17 protein-coding genes are annotated in these 15,059 nt (G+C 69.2%); 5 read left to right on the forward strand and 12 right to left on the reverse strand.

Annotation, left to right across the window (positions count from 1 at the left end):
- The 4 genes from AC3A3J_RS05450 to AC3A3J_RS05465 form a co-directional block, all read right to left on the reverse strand.
- Positions 1-465, reverse strand: a complete 465-nt coding sequence (locus AC3A3J_RS05450; protein ID WP_487671313.1) for a prepilin-type N-terminal cleavage/methylation domain-containing protein — start codon at positions 463-465, stop codon at positions 1-3.
- 50 nt (positions 466-515) lie between these two features.
- Positions 516-932, reverse strand: coding sequence for a type IV pilin protein (locus AC3A3J_RS05455; protein ID WP_487671314.1), 417 nt, complete (start codon positions 930-932; stop codon positions 516-518).
- A 293-nt stretch (positions 933-1,225) separates the two neighbouring features.
- The gene (locus AC3A3J_RS05460; RefSeq protein ID WP_487671465.1) at positions 1,226-1,654 is read right to left on the reverse strand and encodes an aminoacyl-tRNA deacylase; all 429 of its coding nucleotides are present in this window, start codon (positions 1,652-1,654) and stop codon (positions 1,226-1,228) included.
- Positions 1,655-1,719: 65 nt separating this feature from the next.
- Positions 1,720-2,226, reverse strand: a complete 507-nt coding sequence (locus tag AC3A3J_RS05465) for a DNA helicase (RefSeq protein WP_487671315.1) — start codon at positions 2,224-2,226, stop codon at positions 1,720-1,722.
- A 145-nt stretch (positions 2,227-2,371) separates the two neighbouring features.
- Between AC3A3J_RS05465 and AC3A3J_RS05470 the strand changes: the two genes are divergently transcribed.
- Positions 2,372-2,929, forward strand: coding sequence for a peptidylprolyl isomerase (locus AC3A3J_RS05470; RefSeq protein WP_487671316.1), 558 nt, complete (start codon positions 2,372-2,374; stop codon positions 2,927-2,929).
- Between the two features lie 21 nt (positions 2,930-2,950).
- Positions 2,951-3,850, forward strand: coding sequence for a rhomboid family intramembrane serine protease (locus tag AC3A3J_RS05475; RefSeq protein ID WP_487671317.1), 900 nt, complete (start codon positions 2,951-2,953; stop codon positions 3,848-3,850).
- Between the two features lie 171 nt (positions 3,851-4,021).
- Here AC3A3J_RS05475 and AC3A3J_RS05480 read toward each other — a convergent pair whose 3' ends face one another.
- On the reverse strand, positions 4,022-4,261 hold the full coding sequence (locus AC3A3J_RS05480) for a cell division protein CrgA (protein WP_487671318.1): 240 nt from the start codon (positions 4,259-4,261) through the stop codon (positions 4,022-4,024).
- A gap of 78 nt (positions 4,262-4,339) precedes the next feature.
- Here AC3A3J_RS05480 and AC3A3J_RS05485 point away from each other — a divergent pair, with 78 nt between their 5' ends.
- The 3 genes from AC3A3J_RS05485 to AC3A3J_RS05495 are packed head-to-tail and all read left to right on the forward strand — an operon-like array spanning position 4,340 to position 5,935.
- On the forward strand, positions 4,340-5,134 hold the full coding sequence (locus tag AC3A3J_RS05485; RefSeq protein ID WP_487671319.1) for a class E sortase: 795 nt from the start codon (positions 4,340-4,342) through the stop codon (positions 5,132-5,134).
- 16 nt (positions 5,135-5,150) lie between these two features.
- Positions 5,151-5,306 (forward strand): hypothetical protein, encoded by a 156-nt coding sequence (locus AC3A3J_RS05490; protein ID WP_314648386.1) that lies wholly within the window; start codon positions 5,151-5,153, stop codon positions 5,304-5,306.
- Positions 5,303-5,935 carry an anthranilate synthase component II gene (locus AC3A3J_RS05495; RefSeq protein ID WP_487671320.1) on the forward strand — a complete coding sequence of 211 codons (633 nt, stop codon included), beginning with the start codon at positions 5,303-5,305 and terminating at the stop codon, positions 5,933-5,935. The genes AC3A3J_RS05490 and AC3A3J_RS05495 overlap by 4 nt, the downstream gene beginning before the upstream one ends.
- Before the next feature lie 53 nt (positions 5,936-5,988).
- Here the strand turns inward: AC3A3J_RS05495 and pknB are convergent, their stop codons facing one another.
- Genes pknB through AC3A3J_RS05530 form a run of 7 tightly spaced genes read right to left on the reverse strand, consistent with a single transcriptional unit; the run spans position 5,989 to position 14,942 of the window.
- The gene (pknB, locus tag AC3A3J_RS05500; protein ID WP_487671321.1) at positions 5,989-7,677 is read right to left on the reverse strand and encodes a Stk1 family PASTA domain-containing Ser/Thr kinase; all 1,689 of its coding nucleotides are present in this window, start codon (positions 7,675-7,677) and stop codon (positions 5,989-5,991) included.
- Positions 7,678-7,725: 48 nt separating this feature from the next.
- Positions 7,726-9,516, reverse strand: a complete 1,791-nt coding sequence (locus tag AC3A3J_RS05505) for a serine/threonine-protein kinase (protein WP_487671322.1) — start codon at positions 9,514-9,516, stop codon at positions 7,726-7,728.
- A complete protein-coding gene (locus AC3A3J_RS05510) occupies positions 9,513-10,967 on the reverse strand; it encodes a penicillin-binding transpeptidase domain-containing protein (protein ID WP_487671323.1) in 1,455 nt (484 codons plus the stop codon). The genes AC3A3J_RS05505 and AC3A3J_RS05510 overlap by 4 nt, the downstream gene beginning before the upstream one ends.
- A gap of 31 nt (positions 10,968-10,998) precedes the next feature.
- Positions 10,999-12,384 (reverse strand): FtsW/RodA/SpoVE family cell cycle protein, encoded by a 1,386-nt coding sequence (locus AC3A3J_RS05515; RefSeq protein WP_487671324.1) that lies wholly within the window; start codon positions 12,382-12,384, stop codon positions 10,999-11,001.
- On the reverse strand, positions 12,381-13,694 hold the full coding sequence (locus tag AC3A3J_RS05520) for a PP2C family protein-serine/threonine phosphatase (protein WP_487671325.1): 1,314 nt from the start codon (positions 13,692-13,694) through the stop codon (positions 12,381-12,383). Before AC3A3J_RS05520 ends, AC3A3J_RS05515 begins: the two co-directional genes overlap by 4 nt.
- 7 nt (positions 13,695-13,701) lie before the next feature.
- Positions 13,702-14,223, reverse strand: coding sequence for an FHA domain-containing protein FhaB/FipA (locus AC3A3J_RS05525; RefSeq protein ID WP_487671326.1), 522 nt, complete (start codon positions 14,221-14,223; stop codon positions 13,702-13,704).
- Positions 14,220-14,942, reverse strand: a complete 723-nt coding sequence (locus AC3A3J_RS05530) for an FHA domain-containing protein (protein ID WP_314648402.1) — start codon at positions 14,940-14,942, stop codon at positions 14,220-14,222. The genes AC3A3J_RS05525 and AC3A3J_RS05530 overlap by 4 nt, the downstream gene beginning before the upstream one ends.
- Between the last annotated feature and the right edge of the window lie 117 nt (positions 14,943-15,059).

The raw sequence follows: 15,059 nt of genomic DNA on the forward strand, positions 1-15,059 counted from the left end.
TCAGGCCTTCACGACCAGGATGCGGGTGGGCAGCGTGACGAGCGGCTTCGACGGCTCGCCCGTGCGATAGACGCGCACGGTGACGGTCAGGGTGCCGGGGTAGGTCGCGGGGCACGAGCCCACCGTGACGTCGGCGCTGAGGCCGGTGCCGGCGGGGTCGACGACGCCTGTGCGCGGCAGTGCCGAGCGGGCCTCGCCGCAACCCTTCGACGCGGTGGCCGTGGGGAACGCGGCGCGGATGGGCGCGAGCTGCGCGTTCGCGAAGGTGTTGGCGCTCGCGAGCGTGCGGTTGCCCGAGCTGGTCTGGGCGACGCCGATCATGAGCGGGAGCACGGCGAGGGCGAGCACCGCGAGCAGGAACATCGCGATGATGACCTCGACGAGACTGAAGCCGTCATCAGCCGTGGGGGGACGGATGGTCGGGCTCCCTTCTGGAGAGGGAGTACGGGGTGGAGACGACCGCATCGGGCCGACGTGGGGAACGCCGGCCCGGTGCGATTCGCGAGGTGGATGCCTTAGCAGCCGGGACCGGCGGGCTCGACCTTATCGGCGTCAGTGTTCTTTGCGGTGACGGTGACGCAGATCGACCCGACATCGCCGGGCTTGTACGTGGTGGCGTTGAGCTCCACCTCGGTGATGTCACCTTCGACGAAGTTCGAGGTCAGCTTGCCTTGGATAACCTCGGCGGTCGCAGCGGCGCCGTTGGTAGCAGCCTCGGTCGCCGCCTGCGTGGCGGCGTTCGCCGCGACCGTCGACGCCGCGTTGTTCCGGGCGTCCTGCTGGACGTTGAGGAAGATCGGAATCGCAATGGCGGCGAGAATGCCGAGGATCACGACCACGATGATGAGCTCGATGAGCGAGAAGCCGGCGTCGCCGTTCTCCTCGCGCTGTGCCTTGTGCGCCTCGACGGCGCGGCGGATGGTTGCACGCATAAGGGGGTTCCTTCATCTCCGGTTGTGGGGACGGGCGCGGAGATGTTTCGCGCACGCCGAAGCGCGACGAACGAAGGGCCTCCCCTGCCCGGCGAGGTCGTCACATAAGGGGGACGACGGCCTCGCAGGACTATATGTATGCCCTCGCGTGATGCGATGTCAAGAGACCCGCCGAAGCGTTTTCCAGCCGTAATGAGAGCGGTCTCGGTACACCGGTTTTCCCTCGTATCCGAGGGAGTTCGGGGGTCGAACGCTATAGCGCGTCGACCCGCCTTCGACCCCGCCCGAAGGGCTCAGCCGCGGGGCTTCTCGGGCTCGGAGATGTCGGCGACGGTGGCGCCGTAGGCGGCGATCAGAGCATCCGCGTCGACGAACAGGCTGTGCCCGTGCGCACCCGCTCCCATGGCGATGCGGCGGCCGACGATTGTCTCGTCGGCGTAGACCGGCCAGTCGGTCGTGCTGCCGATGGGCACGATCGTGCCGCGTTCGTAGCCGGTCGCGGCGAGGGCGAGCTCGGGCTCGGGGAGGCGCAGCTTGTTCACGCCCACGACGGCGCGCAGCTTGGGCCACGAGATCGACCGCCCACCCGGCACGAGGGCGAACAGGTAGGTGTCGTCGGAGCGCTTGACCACGAGGGTCTTGACGATGTCGGAGGGCTGGAGGCCGAGCAGCTCGGCGGCCTCGAACAGGCTCCTCGCCTCCGGCCGCTCGCGGATCTCGATGTCGAGACCGCGAGCGGCGGCGGCGGTGGTGACCCGCGCGTGCGGGTCGAGTGGTGCGTCGGTGCTCACGCGTCGGGCGCGGAGAGCGGGTCGTCCGCGACCCAGAGCTCGTCGTCGGCGCGCAGAGCGGTCCAGGCGGCGTAGAGAACGCCGACCGCAGCGGCTGCACCGAGCACGATGGCGATGATCGAACCGACACCGCCGCCCTTCTTCGCGGCCTTCTTGCTCTTCTTGTGCGCGAGCGGCGACGGCAGACCGTGACGCTTGGCGTTCGCGACGTCCCAAGCCGAGAGGGCCGAGCCGACGACACCGCCGATCACGGGCACGACCTTGTCGTCGACGACGTGCTTGCCCGCCTTGACGACGGGGTTCACGACCGGTGCGACGCGACGGTTGTAGGTGTCCTGCACGACCGGCACGACCTGCTCGCGATTGAAGTTGCCGAGCTGGCGACCCGCTTCTCGGGCGACGCCGGCAGCATGCCCGACGAGCTCCTGCTGGGCCTCCCAGAGCTGGTTCGCGTCCTTCTGCAGACGACGCAGTTGCTTCTTCCGCTTACGGCTGAGGCTCACGTTGCTCTCCTGTCCATGTGGAGTACGGGTTCCCCATACTGCCAGAACAGGCTGTATGGCAGGAGGGAATCGCCGCCCCTTGACATCCGACCCTCCGACCCGCAATCCCCGGCTCCCTCCCTGCTCACTCTGCGAGAATGAGCACATGCCTCACGCTTCTCACGTCGCAACCCTGCACACCAACCACGGTGACATCGTCATCAACCTCTTCGGCGACCAGGCTCCGAAGACGGTCAAGAACTTCGTCGGTCTCGCCGACGGCACCCAGGAGTGGACGCACCCCGCCACCGGCAAGCCGGGCGAGGGTCCCCTCTACAAGGACGTCGTGTTCCACCGCATCATTCCGAACTTCATGATCCAGGGCGGCGACCCGCTCGGTCAGGGCATCGGCGGCCCCGGCTACAACTTCAACGACGAGATCAGCCCCGAGCTGAACTTCAACGAGCCCTACATCCTCGCCATGGCGAACGCCGGCCTGCGCCGCAACGCCATCACCGGTCAGGCCGAGGGTACCAACGGCTCGCAGTTCTTCATCACCACCGACCCGACGCCGTGGCTGCAGGGCAAGCACACGATCTTCGGCGAGGTCGCCGACGACGCCTCCAAGGCCGTCGTCGACAAGATCTCGGCCGTTCCGACCGCGGCGGGCGACCGTCCGATCGAGCCGGTCGTGCTGCACTCGATCGACGTCGTCGCCAACTGACGGCAGCTTCGGCCGATCCGGATGACCACGCCTGAGTTCGCCCGCAACCGCGACAACTTCTGCTACCGGCATCCGGATCGGCAGAGCTTCGTGCTCTGTCAGCGCTGCCTGCGCACGATCTGCCCCGAGTGCCAGACGCAGGCCCCGGTCGGGGTGATCTGCCCCGAGTGCATGGCGGCCGAGCGCAAGAACCGCACGCCCGCTCAGAAGCGCGCCGAGCGCCGCTGGCGCGGCGGCGGGGCCGCAGTCATGGGCACCACGCGTCCCGGCCGCCCGATGGTCACCTACGTGCTGCTCGCGGTGACCTCTCTCATCGGCCTGCTGCAGCTCATCCCCGGCCTCGGCGACGCGATCACCTCGCAGCTGGTCTTCGCTGCGGCCTACCTCTACCCCGACCTCACGGGCGCGCCCTTCGAGCCGTGGCGCCTGCTGACCGCGGTCTTCGCGCACGGCGGGTTCATCCACCTCGCGCTGAACATGCTCGCGCTGTGGCTCATCGGTCAGGGTCTCGAGCCGATGCTCGGCCGTGCCCGGTTCCTCGCCCTGTATCTGATCAGCGGATTCGGCGGTTCTGTGATGGTGGCGGTGCTCGACCCGGGCCAGCCCACCGTCGGCGCATCCGGAGCCATCTTCGGCCTCATGGCGGCGCTGTTCATCGTGGGTCGGCATCTCGGCGCGAACGTCACCGGCATCCTCGTGATCCTCGCGATCAACTTCGTCTACGGACTCGTGTTCGGCGGCGGGCGCATCTCGTGGCAGGCGCACCTCGGCGGCCTGCTGATCGGCGCGTTGGTCGCGTTCATCTACGTCAAGACGAAGCGCCGCGACCAGCGGGTCTGGCAGATCGTCGCGCTCTCGGCCCTCGTCGTCGCCCTGCTCGCCGTCGTCTTCGTGGTGCCGCCGCTGTTGATCCTCGCCTGATCAGAGGTTGTTAACAACTCTGTTAACACCTGTGAATAACACTCGTGTAATTCTCCCCAGGTGTGGATAGCCCTGTGGATAACTCTGTGGGTGGCTTGTGAATTGCTGTGGACGCGACGACGAAGGCCCCCCGCCGGAGCGAGGGGCCTTCGGAAGACGAGACGGATGCGGTCAGCGCCAGCGCGTGGTCATCAAGAAGCCGATCAGCGCGATGCCGAGGCCGATGGCGAGGTTCCAGCTACCCAGACCCGGGATCGGGAACTGCTGACCCGAGATGTAGAACACGAGGATCCAGATCAGGCCGAGCAGCATGAAGCCGAGCATCACCGGCTTGAACCAAACGGCGTTGGGGGCGACATCCCCTTCGGAGCGCTCGATCACGGGTTCTTCGGGCTTGCGGTCTCGTGCCATTCCGCCAGTGTACCGAAAGCGCATGTCCGTACCCACAGCGGATGCTCCGCCCTCAGCACGAGGGGATAGGATCGCGCCATGAGTGCATCCGTCGTTCCTGGGGGGCGACGCGCACGGGGGTCCCGTCCGCGTTCGCGCGCGACCTTCGCGAGCGTCCTCGGCGAGCTGCTGCTCACCGCCGGAGTGCTGGTGCTGCTGTTCGTCGCGTGGCAGATGTGGATCGGCGACATCATCATCAACGCTCAGAAGAACGACGAGGGCGCGGCGATCGTCGCCGAGTACGCCGCGGGACCCGTGCCCGAGGCCCCGCCCGCGACCGTGACCGACGACGGGACGACGGTGTACGAGCCGGTCGTCCCCGCGCATCCGGCCGAGACCGAGCAGCTCGGGGTGATGCACATCCCGCGCTTCGGCACCGATTACATCAAGGGCATCTACGGCGGCACGACCCGTGCGCGCACACTGGACCATCTCGGCATCGGCGTCTACACGAACTCGAAGATGCCGGGGGAGGTGGGCAACTTCGCCATGGCCGGCCATCGCACCACCTGGGGCAAGCCGTTCAACCAGCTCGACAAGCTGCAGATCGGCGACGCGATCGTCGTCGAGACCCCCGACGGCTGGTACACCTACCGCTTCCGCACCCTCGAATACGTCAAGCCCACCCAGACCGACGTGCTCGCCGACGTGCCCCAGATGCCCGAGGTCGCGACGGGGGAGCGGTACATCACGCTCACGGCATGTTCGCCTCTGTACTCGCTCGCGGAGCGCATCGTCGCCTACGGCGTCTTCGAGAGCTTCCAGCCCCGCGCCGAGGGACCGCCCCCGGCGCTCACCGATCCGCCGCCTCCGCCGGCCGCGCCGTCTCTCTGAGCGACGAGGAGAATCCATGTACTCCGCATTCTGGCGTCTGCTGCCCGGACCCTGGTTCGTCCGTCTGCTGATCGTTCTCGTGCTGGTCGCCGCCATCCTCTACGGGTTGTTCTGGTACGTGTTCCCGTGGATCAGCCCCATTGTGAACCCGGGCGAGGTCGACCTCGAATGACCCGGGTGCTCGTGGTCGACAACCACGACAGCTTCGTGCACACCCTCATCGGCTACCTGCACGAGCTCGGTGCCGAGACCGAGATGGTCGAGGCGGATGCGGTCGACATTCATGCCGTGGAGGGCATGATCGACGGATTCGACGGCCTCCTGCTGTCGCCGGGCCCCGGCGCGCCGCGTGACGCGGGCGTCTCGATCGACGCTGCACGGCTCGCCGCGGCGCGTCGGATGCCTCTGCTGGGCGTGTGCCTCGGGCATCAGGTCATCGCCGAGGCGCTGGGCGCGCCGGTCTCGGAGGCGCCCGAGCTGATGCACGGCATGGTGTCGTCGGTGACCCACGACGGCTCGAGTCTCTTCGACGGCATCCCGTCGCCGTTCGCCGCCGGGCGGTACCACTCGCTCGGCATACGGGAGTCCGACCTGCCCGCCGAGCTCGCGGTGACCGCCCGCGCCGACACGGGCGCGGTGATGGCGATCACGCACCGCGCGCTGCCGATCGTCGGGGTGCAGTTCCACCCCGAGAGCGTGCTCACCGAAGGGGGGTACCGGCTGCTGGCCAACTGGCTCGCGGCGTGCGGCGACCCCGATGCGGTCGCCCGCGCGGCAGCGCTGCACCCGCTCGTAGGCTGAGGACTCGCGCGGCGGCTGGGCGATCCGCATCGGCGGACGACTCGTGCGTCAGCTCAGCCGGCGGCGCCGGTGCAGTACCGCAGCTCGACGGTCGATCCCACCGCCACGTCACCCGGAGGCGCCGACATCGAGACGACCGTGGGCGGCGTGGTCGCGACGCAGTCGGCCTGCTCGACCGGTGCGGCGACGAGTCCGAGGTTCTCGAGGTTGGCGGTGGCGGCGTCGACGGTCCAGCCCGCCATGTCGTTGAGCGTGACCTTGCCGCTGGCGACGACGAGGTTGACGACCGTGTTCGGTGCGACCTCGGCGTCGGCCGGCTGGCTCGCGGAGATGACGGTGTCGGTGGCCAGGTCCTTGTCGTTGCGCTGGATGACGGTGCCGACGGAGAGCCCCGCATCGGTCAGGGCCTTCTTGGCGGCGTCGAGTTTCATACCCTCCACGGAGGGCACGACGACCATCTCCTGACCGGTCGAGACGTACAGGGTCACGAGGTCGCCCTCGTCAACGGCCGTGCCGGCGGCCGGATCGGTGCGGATGACGTTGCCCTCACTCACCTCGGCACTCGACTCGAGAATGATCTTGGCTTCGAGATCGAGTCCGGCCAGATCGTCCTGCGCGCGCTCCGAGGCGACATCGACGAGGTCGGGCACGACGCGGGCAGAGTCGGGCACCTCGGGCGTGCGCACCGTGACGACCCAGAACAGCACCGACGCGATCAGCACGGCGAGCAGGGCGACACCCGCCCAGATCCACGCGACCGGGGGACCCGACTGCGTACGTGCCATGGTGGTGTCGGTGCTGAGCTGTCGCAGCGACCGAGCGGTCTCCTGCGCCTGCCGCGGATTGGGCCCGTAGAGTTCGCTGGTCAGAGCGCCGAGCTGCTTGCGCGTCGGGGCGGCGCCGGTGACGGCCCCGTCGAGGGCCGCGCGGAAATGCGCGGCGTCGGGGTACCGCTGGTACGGGTCTTTCGCGAGTGCGCGCAGCACGATCGGGTCGAGAGCCCCCGGCACCTGCTCGTTGAGCTCGGTCGGCGGGATGGGCGTTTCGCTGACGTGCTGGTACGCGACGGCGACGGGGGAGTCGCCGCGGAACGGCTGACGACCCGTGAGCAGTTCGTAGAGCACGACGCCCGTGGAGTACAGGTCGGCGCGCGCGTCGACGGGCTCGCCCTTGGCCTGCTCGGGCGAGAAGTACGCGGCGGTGCCGATGATCTGGGTGGTCTGGGCGACGGTCGACGACGAGTCGGAGACGGCACGGGCGATGCCGAAGTCCATCACCTTCACCTTGCCGTTCGGCAGCACCATCACGTTGCCCGGCTTGATGTCGCGATGCACGACGCCTGCGCGGTGCGAGTAGTCGAGCGCCTCGAGGATGCCGTCGACGTAGCGAACCGCGTCGTCGAGCGGTACGGGGCCTTCCGCGATGATCTGCTTGAGCAGGCGGCCCTGCACGAGCTCCATGACGATGTACGGCGGGTCGTCGGACGACGGGTCGCTCGCCGAGTCGCCGGCGTCGTATACACGCACGATCGAGGGGTGCGACATGCGCGATGCGGCCTGCGCCTCGAGCCGGAACCGGGTGCGGAACGCCGTGTCGCGGGCCAGGTCGGCGTCGAGGATCTTGATCGCGACGTCGCGCCCGAGGGTCAGGTCGTAGCCGCGGTAGACCTTCGCCATGCCGCCCTGACCGATGAGCTCATCGACGCGGTAACGACCCGCGAGAACGCGTGGCTCTGTGGACACGGCTTGACCCCCTGGAACACGAACGGTGAAAAGACTCGACGGGCAACACTACCCCGGCTGGTTGCCCCCACCCTGCGTGGTGCCCGTGCCGTTGCCGTTCCCGTTGCCGTCGCCGTTCCCGTTGCCCGGGGGCGTCGATGCGGCCACGATCGGACCGGACTGGCCCTGCGGCGACACCTCGGAGGGGCGGTCGCCGCAGAAGGCGCGGTACGTCGCGGTGACGACCTGGCCGGCCTTGCCCGCGTCGACCGTGATCTGGCTGGAGCGCTGGCTCGGGTCGAAGTTGAACACCGTCTGGCCGTTGTCGAACGTCGCGTTCGTGAGCGTGACCTCGTAGGCCGTGAGGTTGCCGGTGCCGGAGGGGCACGAGTACGCCGTCCAGTTGACCGTGGCCGTGCCGCCCTCGGTGAACGTGCCCGAGAACGTCGGAGCGTTCTGCGGCTTGCCCACCGAGACCTGGTCGGCGTAGAGGTACAGCGTGATCGCCGAGCCCGGCTGCACCGAGCCGCGCGGCTCGACGCGCTCGACGGTGCCGACGAGGTCGCCCGAGGGCGCGGTCGTCGACCCCGTGACGCAGCTGGGCTCGAGTCCGGCATCGCGCGCGGCGGCGAGGGCGGCGTCGCAGCTCTGTCCGACCAGCCCGAGCGCATCGACGTCGACCGCCTCCGGCTCGGGAGTCTCGGTCTCGGTCTCGGTCGGCGTGGGCCGCGGAGTGGCCGGTGCGCTCGTCGACGGGGTGGGGTCGGCATCCGCATCGCCCTGGTTCATGAGCGAGAACACCGTTCCGGCGATCGCGATCAGCAGCAGCGCGATGAGGGCGACGAGCGGCCACGTCCAGCGGCTGCGCTTCTTCTTGACGACCTCGTCGGTCGGCTCCGCCGCCGCCGCCGGCACCTGCGCCGTGGTCGGCAGGATGCGCGTCGTGCCGTCGTCGCCGGTGGAGAGGATGCGCGTGGCGTCGTCGTCGGCGGCGACACCGCCCGTGGCGATGGCGGGAACCGCGATGGCAGCCGAGTTCAGGTCGCCGCGGCGCAGCGCCTGCGCGGCACGGGCGACACTGGCCGACGACGACGGGCGGTCGCCCGGCTTCTTGGCGATCATCGCCATCACGAGGTTCTGCACCGGGATGGGCACGGTGGGCGGCAGCGGCGGCGGCTGCTCGTTGATCTGCGCCATCGCGATCGCGACCTGCGACTCGCCCGTGAAGGGACGCTTGCCCGCGAGGCACTCGTACGCGACGATGCCGAGCGAGTAGGTGTCGGTCGCCGGCGATGCCGGGTGCCCGGATGCCTGCTCGGGGGAGAGGTACTGCACGGTGCCCATGACCTGGCCGGTCGCGGTGAGCGGCACCTGGTCGGCGATGCGCGCGATGCCGAAGTCGGTGATCTTCACCCGCCCGTCGGGCGTGATCAGCAGGTTGCCGGGCTTGATGTCGCGGTGCACGAGGCCCGCGGCATGCGCGGCCTGCAGCGCCGACGCCGTCTGCGCGACGATGTCGAGCGTCTTGTCGGCGTTCAGCGCCCCGTCGCGTTCGAGGATCGTCGAGAGCGCCTCGCCGGGCACGAGCTCCATGACGAGGTAGGCGCTGCCGTTCTCCTCGCCGTAGTCGAACACGCTCGCGATGCCCTCGTGGTTGACGAGTGCGGCGTGACGGGCCTCGGCGCGGAAGCGCTCGAGGAACCCGGGGTCGCCCATGTACTCGTCCTTGAGGATCTTGATCGCGACGGTACGCCCGATGACGTGATCCGTCGCCTCCCAGACCTCGCCCATACCGCCGATCGCGATACGCGACTGCAGCTCGTAACGACCACCGAACGACACACCCTGCGTCGGCCTCATCTGCCCAGCACCGCCTCTATGACCTTCTTCGCAATCGGAGCGGCGATCGTGTCGCCGGATCCGGACTGACCCTGTCCTCCGCCGTCTTCGACGACGACCGCTACTGCCACCGCCGGGTCGTCCGCCGGCGCGAAGCCGGTGAACCACAACGTGTGCGGCTTGTTTCCGTTCTCAGCGGTTCCGGTCTTACCGGCCACGTCGATCCCGTCTATTCTTGCACCCTGCGCAGCGCCGGTTGAGACGCTCGCGACCATGGCATCCGTCACGTCGGCGGCGACATCGGATTCGAGCGCACGCCCGAACTCGCTGTCCTCCCCCGACCTCACGACCGAGAGGTCATCGCCGATGACCTGGTCGACCATCCGCGGGTTCATCACGACTCCGTCGTTCGCGATCCCGGCCGAGATCATGGCGATCTGCAGCGGCGTCGCGGTGACCTGCCCCTGGCCGAAGCCGCTCAGCGCGGTCTGCGCGTCGTCGAGGGCCCGCGGGTAGCTCGACGGCGTCGAGGTGAGCGGGATGTCGAAGCTGCGGTTGTAGCCGAACTTCTCGGCCATCTCGCGGATGGCGTCGTCGCCCAGCTCGACCGCCAGCTCGGCCATCGGGATGTTGCAGCTCAAGCGGATCGCTTCGGCGATCGACACCGTCTCGCCCGGACCGCAGGTGCCGCCCCACGCGTTCGAGACGCGGCTGCTCGAGCCGGGGAGCGTGTACGACACGGGGTTCGGCAGCGCGGAGTCGGGCGTGTACTCGCCGCTGGCGTACGCGGCGGCCGCGACGACGAGCTTGAACGTCGACCCCGGAGGATTGAGGTCGCCGGCGATCGCACGGTTCGACAGCGGCTTGAGCGGGTCGTCGGAGAGCTGGTCGTACGTCGCGTTCGCGGCATCCGCATCGTGGGTCGCGAGCAGGTTGGTGTCGAAACCGGGCGTCGACACGAGGGCCAGGATGCGCCCGGTCGCGGGCTCGATCGCGACCACGGCGCCCTTCATCGAGCCCAGCGCGTCGTACGCGGCCTTCTGCGCCGCGGCGTCGAGCGAGAGCTCGACGTTGTAGCCCTGCTGCGGCTGACCCGAGAGGATGCGGTCGATCTCCGAGAGGAACGCGCTCGATCCCGTTCCCGACAGGTCGGCGTTCAGCGCCTGCTCGATGCCCGTGCGGGAGTCGAGGGCGGCGTTGAAGTAGCCGGTCACGGGCGCCCACATCGGGGCATCCGCATACACCCGCTGGTACTGATAGCGATCGTCGCTCGGTACCGACGAGGCGATCGTGACGCCGTCGACGATGATCGCGCCGCGCTGGATCTCGTAGCTGTCGAGCTGGGTGCGCTTGTTGTTGCCGTTCTGCGCGAGGGCGTCGGCCTGCACGACCTGGATGAAGCTGGTCGAGGCGAAGAGCGCGATGAACATGAAGAGCATCACGATGCTGAGGCGTCGCAGTTCCTTGGTCATGCGGCACCTCCCGTGGTCGTCGTGGTCCGAGTCATCCGATCACCACTCTCGGTTGGCGGCGCACGCCGTCGGAGATGCGCAGCAGAATCGCGATGATGAGCCAGTTCGCGATCAGCGACGACCCGCCCGCCGCGAGGAACGGCGTCGTGAGTCCGGTGAGCGGGATCAGCCGCGTGACCCCGCCGACCATGATGAACACCTGCAGCGCGATCGTGAACGACAGGCCGGTGGCGAGCAGCTTCCCGAAGTCGTCCTGCCCGGCGAGGCCGATGCGGATGCCCCGGCTGACGAACACCATGTACAGGCAGAGGATGGCGAACAGGCCGATGAGCCCGAGTTCCTCGCCGAGGCTGGTGATGATGTAGTCGCTGTGGGCGAGCGGGGTGACCTCGGGCCGTCCCTGGCCCCAGCCGGTGCCCATGAGCCCGCCGCGGGCGAGGCCGAACAGGCCCTGCATCGGCTGGTAGCCGGGTCCGTCGGGGTCGACCTGCTCGGGGTCGAACAGGAACAGCCAGTTGATGAAGCGTCCGCGCACGTAGCTGAGGATCTGCGTGGCGACGGCCACGCCCGCGGCGACGAGGCCGAGGCCGATCACCACCCAGCTCGTCTTGCCCGTGGCGACGTAGAGCATCGCGATGAAGAGGCCGAAGATGAGCGTTCCGGTACCCAGGTCGCGCTGGATCACGATGATGCCGAGCGAGATCGCCCAGACCACCAGCACCGGCCCGAGCTCGCGCATGCGCGGCCAGGTGATGCCGAGGAACCGCGTGCCGACCGAGGTCAGGCTCTCGCGGGTGCGCACGAGGTAGCCCGCGAAGAAGATGGCGAGGCAGATCTTCGCGATCTCGCCGGGCTGAAAGGCGAACAGGCCGCCGAGCGACACCCACACCTGCGCGTTCGCCTCGGGGATGCGCAGACCGGGCACGAAGGGCAGCAGCAGCAGCAGGATGCCCGCGAAGCCGAAGATGTAGGTGTAGCGGAACAGCACCCGGTAGTTCCGCAGCATGATGACCACGGTGATCGCGCCGGCGAGCGAGATCGCCGTCCAGGCGAGCTGCTTCGTCGAGTAGGCATCCCACCCGGTGAGCCGCTTGGCGATGTCGATGCGGTAGATCATCGCGATGCCCAGCCCCGTGAGGAGCGTGCCGATCGGCAGCACGAAGGGATCGGCATCCGACGCGACGAACCGCAGCGTGAAGTGCAGGGCGAAGGCGAGGACGGCGAGGCCGCCGCCGATCGCGAGGATCATCGGGTCGATCGTGCCCAGCGCGCCGAGCTGCACCAGCGTGAGCGACGACGCGGCGACGACCACGGCGAACAGCAGCAGCCAGAATTCGCGGTTGCGCTGGGTCTGCGGCATGCGCAGACGCTTCAGCGCCTTGAGGACGGCGGTGTCGGTCGAGACGTCGGTGCTCATCCCTCACCCCCGTCGGTCGTCTCCTCGGGCGCCGGAGTGGGCAGCGGGGTCTCGGTGGGCAGCGGGGTCGGCAGCACGTTGGCCTCGGCGGCCGCACGCAGACGGTCGACGATCGCCATGGCATCCGACAGCGACCGCGCCGAGATCGTGCGCTCGACCGTCGCGCGTTGGAACTGCGGAAGGTCGGCGAGCAGGATGTCGGTGTCCTCCGCGACCGTCGACAGGGTGATCGGGCCGATGTTCTGCTGCACGCCCTGGAAGATCACGACGCTGTCGTCGTCGGCGCCGATGAAGTAGCGCGTCTGCGTCCAGCTGTAGGCGGCGAACGCCGCGAACGCGAGCATGCCGATCACGAGCAGCATCGCGGCGATCCAGCCCACGCGTCGGCGCGTGGCCCGGCGGCGGTCCTCCTCGATGAGCTCTTCGAGGTACTCGGCCGCGGGTTCGAAGTGCGTCGGTTCGTTCGCGGCCTGGCGCACCGGGTGCAGCCAGCTGCTGCGCGGTGCGCGCACCGGCGGCACGATGACGCCCGACGGGTTCGAGGCGGAGCCGACGATCGTCGGGGTGCCGGAGGAGAGCGGATGCTGGCCGCCGACGTCGACGAGCACGATCGTGACGTTGTCGGGCGCGCCGCCGTCGAGCGCCTGCTTGAGCAGGTTGTCCGCCGTGCGGCCCGGAGGCTGGTCGAGGCGCAGCGCCTTGAGGATGCGGGTCTCGTCGACGACGCCCGAGAGCCCGTCGGAGCAGAGCAGCCAGCGGTCGCCGGGCTGCGTCGGCATGACGAACATGTCGAGCTCGGGGTCGGAGTCCATGTCGCTGAGCACGCGCATGAGCACCGAGCGGCGCGGGTGGTACCGCGCCTCTTCTGGTGTGATGCGGCCCGAGTCGACGAGCCGCTGCACGAACGTGTGGTCGGCGGTGATCTGGGTGAGCGCGTCGTCGCGGTACAGGTAGATGCGGGAGTCGCCGATGTGGCCGATCACCGCATAGTCGTCGACCATGATGATCGCGCTGACGGTGGTGCCGAGGCCGGCGAGCTCGGGGCGGTCTTTCGCGGCGCGGATCAGGTCGCCGGCCGCGGTCGTCGCCGCCGCCTGCAGAGATGCCTGCGCGTCGTCGGTCGACTCGTAGGCCTGGTCGAGCGGTTCGAGGCGCTGAATCGCGATGCTCGATGCGACGTCGCCACCCGCGTGGCCGCCCATGCCGTCGGCGACGGCGAACAGGTTGGCCCCGGCGTAGCCGGAGTCCTGGTTGTTGGAGCGGACCTTCCCGGTGTGGGAGATCGCGGCGCTCGAACCCTCGAAGACCATGCCGGAGTCAGGCCCGCAGCTCGAACGTCGTGGCCCCGACCTTGACGGGCGTGCCGAGCGACAGGGAGACCGGCGAGCCGCTGACCCGCTGTCCGGCGACGAACGTGCCGTTGGTGGAGTCGAGGTCCTGCACCGCCCACGCGTCGCCGCGGAGCACGAGGCGGGCGTGATGGCTGGACGTGTAGTCGTCACGGATCACGAGGGCCGACTCGCTCGACCGCCCGATCGTGAGGGTGTCGTTGCCGAGCGGCAGTTCGAGGCCCGCCTTCGGGCCGGAGGTGATGACGAGGCGCTTGGCCGTGGCGATGGTCGCGGGGCCGGTCTGGGCCCGGGCGGAGGCGGGCTTGGCCGCCGGCTTCGGGGCGGCGGCGCCGGGCGATGCGGCGGCGCCCGCGGCAGCCTCGGCGGGGAGCTTGCGCGCCTTCACGCCGAACAGGTCGGCGCGCAGCGAATACACGACGCCGAACACGAAGAACCACAGCAGCACCAGGAACCCGATGCGCAGCAGCAGGAGGACGAGCTCACTCACGACAGGCCCCCGAACATGCGGGTCGCCGCGTCGCCGCCGGAGCCGCGCGACGGCGTCGACTGCGGCACGACGCGGAAGACGAGGTCGGTGCGGCCGATCGTGATGGTCGTGTCAGACGGAAGGGATGCCTCGCGCAGCTTCTGTCCGTTGACCTTCGTGCCGTTGGTCGAGCCGAGGTCGCGCATCATGGCGCGCTCGCCGTCCCACAGGATCTCGGCGTGCTTGCGGCTCGAACCGGCATCCGCGATCGTGATGTCGGCATCCGACCCGCGCCCGATCACGGTGCGCGCCTGCGTGACGACGTGGCGGCGGCCGTCGACGTCGACGACGGCCTGCCAGCTGACGCGGCTCTCGACCGAACCCGAGCTGACCCGCACCGTTCCGGTGGCGACCTTCTCGTCGCTCTCGAGCGAGATGGTGAGGGGTCCGGCGAAGCTGTAGCCCTGCGACGACGCGTGCTTCGTGAGCAGCGCGTGCAGTTCGTCGGTCAGCGCGCTGCCGAGGCCGCGCATGCGGTCGGCGTCGTCGGCACTGAGGCGCACGACGAAGTTGTTGGGCGTGATGATGCGGTCGCGGCTGACGACCGCGGCCTTCGTGTCGGCCTCGCGGCGCAGGGCCGAGGCGATCTCGACCGGCTGGATGCCGCTGCGAAAGGTCTTCGCGAACGCGCCATTGACCGCGCGCTCGAGACCTTTCTCGAAGCTGTCAAGTAGTCCCACGGGGCTCCTCTGGCATGCCGACTGGTACGGCCATCGTAGCCAGGTGTCCTGGAAATCCCCCGCGCAGGCGGTTGTGGCGCCGGTTTCCGGGGGTCGTGGCGGGCGAGCGTGGCGCGA

Source organism: Microbacterium sp. Soil_N32, assembly GCF_057655505.1.

Coding starts and splice junctions, on each gene's coding strand:
- AC3A3J_RS05450 (WP_487671313.1), bottom strand. CDS start 465: ATGCGGTCGTCTCCACCCCGTACTCCCTCTCCAGAAGGGAGCCCGACC.
- AC3A3J_RS05455 (WP_487671314.1), bottom strand. CDS start 932: ATGCGTGCAACCATCCGCCGCGCCGTCGAGGCGCACAAGGCACAGCGC.
- AC3A3J_RS05470 (WP_487671316.1), top strand. CDS start 2,372: ATGCCTCACGCTTCTCACGTCGCAACCCTGCACACCAACCACGGTGAC.
- AC3A3J_RS05475 (WP_487671317.1), top strand. CDS start 2,951: ATGACCACGCCTGAGTTCGCCCGCAACCGCGACAACTTCTGCTACCGG.
- AC3A3J_RS05480 (WP_487671318.1), bottom strand. CDS start 4,261: ATGGCACGAGACCGCAAGCCCGAAGAACCCGTGATCGAGCGCTCCGAA.
- AC3A3J_RS05485 (WP_487671319.1), top strand. CDS start 4,340: ATGAGTGCATCCGTCGTTCCTGGGGGGCGACGCGCACGGGGGTCCCGT.
- AC3A3J_RS05490 (WP_314648386.1), top strand. CDS start 5,151: ATGTACTCCGCATTCTGGCGTCTGCTGCCCGGACCCTGGTTCGTCCGT.
- AC3A3J_RS05495 (WP_487671320.1), top strand. CDS start 5,303: ATGACCCGGGTGCTCGTGGTCGACAACCACGACAGCTTCGTGCACACC.
- AC3A3J_RS05505 (WP_487671322.1), bottom strand. CDS start 9,516: ATGAGGCCGACGCAGGGTGTGTCGTTCGGTGGTCGTTACGAGCTGCAG.
- AC3A3J_RS05510 (WP_487671323.1), bottom strand. CDS start 10,967: ATGACCAAGGAACTGCGACGCCTCAGCATCGTGATGCTCTTCATGTTC.
- AC3A3J_RS05515 (WP_487671324.1), bottom strand. CDS start 12,384: ATGAGCACCGACGTCTCGACCGACACCGCCGTCCTCAAGGCGCTGAAG.
- AC3A3J_RS05520 (WP_487671325.1), bottom strand. CDS start 13,694: ATGGTCTTCGAGGGTTCGAGCGCCGCGATCTCCCACACCGGGAAGGTC.